The organism is Actinomyces sp. ICM58 (assembly GCF_000283035.1).
Taxonomy (GTDB): Bacteria; Actinomycetota; Actinomycetes; order Actinomycetales; family Actinomycetaceae; genus Pauljensenia.
In genome coordinates, this window is the sequence record NZ_ALIY01000133.1 from 1 (window position 1) to 3,452 (window position 3,452).

2 protein-coding genes, 1 tRNA gene and 2 pseudogenes are annotated in these 3,452 nt (G+C 66.5%); 1 reads left to right on the forward strand and 4 read right to left on the reverse strand.

The window, feature by feature from the left end; genetic code table 11:
• Positions 1-162, reverse strand: a pseudogene (locus HMPREF1138_RS06340) (LytR C-terminal domain-containing protein); the annotation flags it as partial.
• Positions 163-296: 134 nt separating this feature from the next.
• On the opposite strand from HMPREF1138_RS06340, the gene HMPREF1138_RS06345 reads away from it, so the two are divergent.
• Entirely contained in the window at positions 297-1,001 is a 705-nt protein-coding gene (locus HMPREF1138_RS06345) for a uracil-DNA glycosylase (RefSeq protein WP_009057817.1), read from the forward strand.
• 613 nt (positions 1,002-1,614) lie between these two features.
• On the opposite strand, the gene HMPREF1138_RS06350 is transcribed toward HMPREF1138_RS06345, so the two are convergent.
• The 3 genes and pseudogenes from HMPREF1138_RS06350 to HMPREF1138_RS11280 form a co-directional block, all read right to left on the reverse strand.
• Positions 1,615-1,687 (reverse strand) — tRNA-Thr (locus tag HMPREF1138_RS06350).
• A gap of 123 nt (positions 1,688-1,810) precedes the next feature.
• Entirely contained in the window at positions 1,811-2,746 is a 936-nt protein-coding gene (locus HMPREF1138_RS06355; RefSeq protein ID WP_009057820.1) for a DsbA family protein, read from the reverse strand.
• A gap of 60 nt (positions 2,747-2,806) precedes the next feature.
• Positions 2,807-3,452, reverse strand: a pseudogene (locus tag HMPREF1138_RS11280) (serine/threonine protein kinase); the annotation flags it as partial.

The following is a 3,452-nucleotide window of genomic DNA, read 5'->3' on the forward strand; positions in this document are numbered from 1 at the left end:
CGTCGTGATGGGCGCGGGGGTGGGGTTGACGGTGGTGGTCTGCTGGCGCGACAGGGCAGTGGCTGCTGCCCAGCCGAGCGCGGGAACGATCACGAGAATGGCCAGGAAGGGCCACACGTTCTTCCACTTGGACGGCTTGGGGCGGTGCATGCCGACGGGCATGTCTTCACCGGCGCGGTCAAATTCATCCCTGGGGTACTGAGAGCTCACGCGTTCAGACTATCGGAAAAGACCGGCAGGGGCTCGTGTGGCACGCGGGATGTGTGGGGTGGCATGCGCGGCATTAGGCTGGTGTCATGAGCGATTACAATCCGCGTCCGCTGTCCGAGCTGATCGATCCGGGATGGGCCGCGGCTCTGGCGCCGGTCGAGGGCCGCGTCCACGAGTTGGGCGCAATGCTGGCCGCCGAGGTGGACGAGGGGCGCGGCTACCTGCCCGCGGGGACGGACGTGCTGCGCGCATTCACCTACCCCTTCGATTCGGTGAAGGTACTGATCGTGGGACAGGACCCGTACCCGACGCCGGGTCACGCGATGGGCCTGTCGTTTTCGGTTCGTCCGGGGGTCGAGATCCCTCGGTCCCTGGTCAACATTTTTCGGGAGCTCGGCGAGGACGTGGGCTGCCCACCCCCGTCGTCGGGCGATTTGACGCCATGGAGCGAGCAGGGAGTGTGCCTGCTCAACCGCGTGTTGACCGTGCGCCCGGGAGCCCCCGCCTCACACCGGGGGCGCGGCTGGGAGGAGGTCACGCAGTGCGCGATCGACGCGCTGGTGGCTCGTCGGCGCGCGGACGGATCGCGTGCGCCCCTCGTCGCGGTCCTGTGGGGCAAGGACGCGCAGTCGTTGGCCCCTCGCCTCGGGGACACGCCGATTATCGCGTCGCCGCATCCCTCGCCGCTGTCCGCGTATCGAGGTTTTTTTGGGTCGCGACCGTTCTCGCGCGCGAACCGGTTGCTCGAGGAGCAGGGGGCGTCGGGCGTCGACTGGTCGCTGGGGCGCTGAGAGGGGAACGAGGCGACGAGGCCGGGGCAGGGCCGCGAGGGCGGCGTCCGCGCCGCGGTGAGAAGTGCCGCGAGGAGGGGCTCGACGGATACTTCTCTTTCCAATCAGACACACCACAACGGTTAGGGTGCCACGAGTTCACCCGCCATACGGGTTACGGCGGGATGCATCGGGCCGAAGGAGCACGTTATACGACACAACGTGCTGGTCAGGGCTCGGTCCCTGGCATCGTCGAGGGGGCATCGTCGCGGAACTCGCCGACCAGGCCCCCGCACCAGCAAGCAGAAAAGACGTGACACAACCAACACGCTTGTCCTTTCACCCGAAGAAGACGGCCGGGCCGCGCGCGGCCAAGCGCCGCCCCGAATGACTATTGGGCCGTGATGAGTTCCTTCGTTGCCGCGTGATCTTTGATTTGCCCCGGGGGCACACACCAAACTGGATGAATCTAGCGCCAGCAGACCCCATCAACCCGCAAAATACCCGCGCAGCCGCTACCAACCAACAGGTACGAATAAGCCGGGCACCCATTTTCCCGCAATAACAGGGGAAAACAGGCTACCCGGCCAGTGCCAGCCACACAACGGCCGTATCCGTGTGAACTAACCATCGGAGCCGGCTATCGGACTCGAACCGATGACCTGCTGTTTACAAGACAGCTGCTCTACCAACTGAGCTAAGCCGGCGGCGGACACTAGTGTGCCACAGGTTGGGGGCCCGGCGCGCGGGCGGAAGAGTGACACACCACGCCCCAGGTAAGTGGTGGGGCGGGCCCGCCACGCGAACCCGCCCCACCACCGTCTCGACGATCAGTTCGAGCTGGTGGTTGTCCCCTCGCTCTGCGACTGGCCGTCACCGCTCTGGGAGGGCTCGGTGGCGGCGGGCGCCGAGGTGGGATCGACCAGCGGGGTCATGGAGTCGGAGAATCCGAAGAGCTCCTTAATGGCGGCACGCATGGACTCGGGGTCGTTGGTGAGCGTCACCAGGGTGGAGTGGTCCTTGACCAGCTCGGGGGTACCGAGCTTGTTGGGCTCACGCCCGTCGACGGACGCGTTCTTCCAGGCGTTGGAGGAGGCCTCGAGGTAGGGCTCGACGGCGTTGACCGGGAAGGTGGCAATAACGTCTGCGGGGACGCCGACCTCGGTGGCGATCTGCTTGACCTGCTTCCAGGACGCATCGAGGTTCTGGACGACCGTGCCATTCCCCGCCTGGAACTGGGAGCGGAAGTAGGCCAGGAGCGCGTGGTGGAACTCGACCCACTTGTCGGGGGCCTTCTGGGCGACGACCAGGGAGGCACCGGTCGCAGGCTTGAGGTAGTCCATGTTCACGGTAATAACGGGCTGCAGCTCAAGGTTGTAATGCCCTTCGGATGCCCAGGTCGTCAGATCCTCGCCCAGGACGGAGTCGAGGTCGGCACACGCGTGGCAGGAATAGTCGAAGTACTCGGTGAGCGTGGGCAGATTCGGGTCGGCCTGGGAGGACACGCCGTTGCCGTTGACGACGATCGGGCGCCCATCCGCGAAGACTCCGAGGACCTCGGAGGGGTCGACGTTGCGGGCGGCGTTGATCTGGGACTGCTGCTTCCAGATCACGCCGCCGACGGCGCCGACGACGGCCAGGATGATCGCGGCGACGACGGAGATGACGATGATGCGGGTACGACGGTCGGCGCGCTCTTGCGCCAGGCGCATCTGCGCGGCCTTCGCGCGCACGGGATCGACGTCGGGCTTCTTCTTCTGAGCCATGACCTTACCTTCCAGAATTAGTTGAATGTTGCAATAGTAGCGAGCGCAAACACCACTCGCCTAGTGCGACAGGCCACCCGTGATGGCATACCAGGAGCCAATCAGGAACCCCACACAGCCTACCGCGAGGAGGGCCCGCCCCCAGAGCGGACGCACGACACCCCGCAGGGAGGTGGCAATTCCGACGCGCAGGTCGGCCGCGAAAGGCATGAGCCAGGCCGCCAGCAGCGTGAACGTCGCGAGCCCCCACACGATGGCCGCCCCCGTCGGATCGCTCAACCAATAGTCCTCGTGCGAGGGACTGGCCGAGCTGGCAGCATCGAAGGGCCAGCTCCACAGGATCACGCCCTGGTGGGAATAGGAGACGAGGACCCAGACCAGGTAGGGAATGAGCCCACCAATGACGAGCGCGAGGGAGCTGGTCAGCACGGATCGCACGAGCAGGATCGGGGACATGGCGATGACGGCCGCCCCGTCGCTAGATTTGGGCCCGCGCAGGATACGGCGCCGCTCGACCCACCTGGTCATGGCGCCGACGAGGCCGAAGGCGGTCAGCGCGATGCCGACGATCATCGAGCCGGTGACGCCAAGCATGAACGGGAGGGCCGCGAGCGCGGCGAGCAGGGCGGCGCCGGAGAACCACGCCCCCTTGCTCCACGACGAGGCCGTGGTCCCCTGCCCCGAGGGGAAGGAGCCCGGCTCGCCA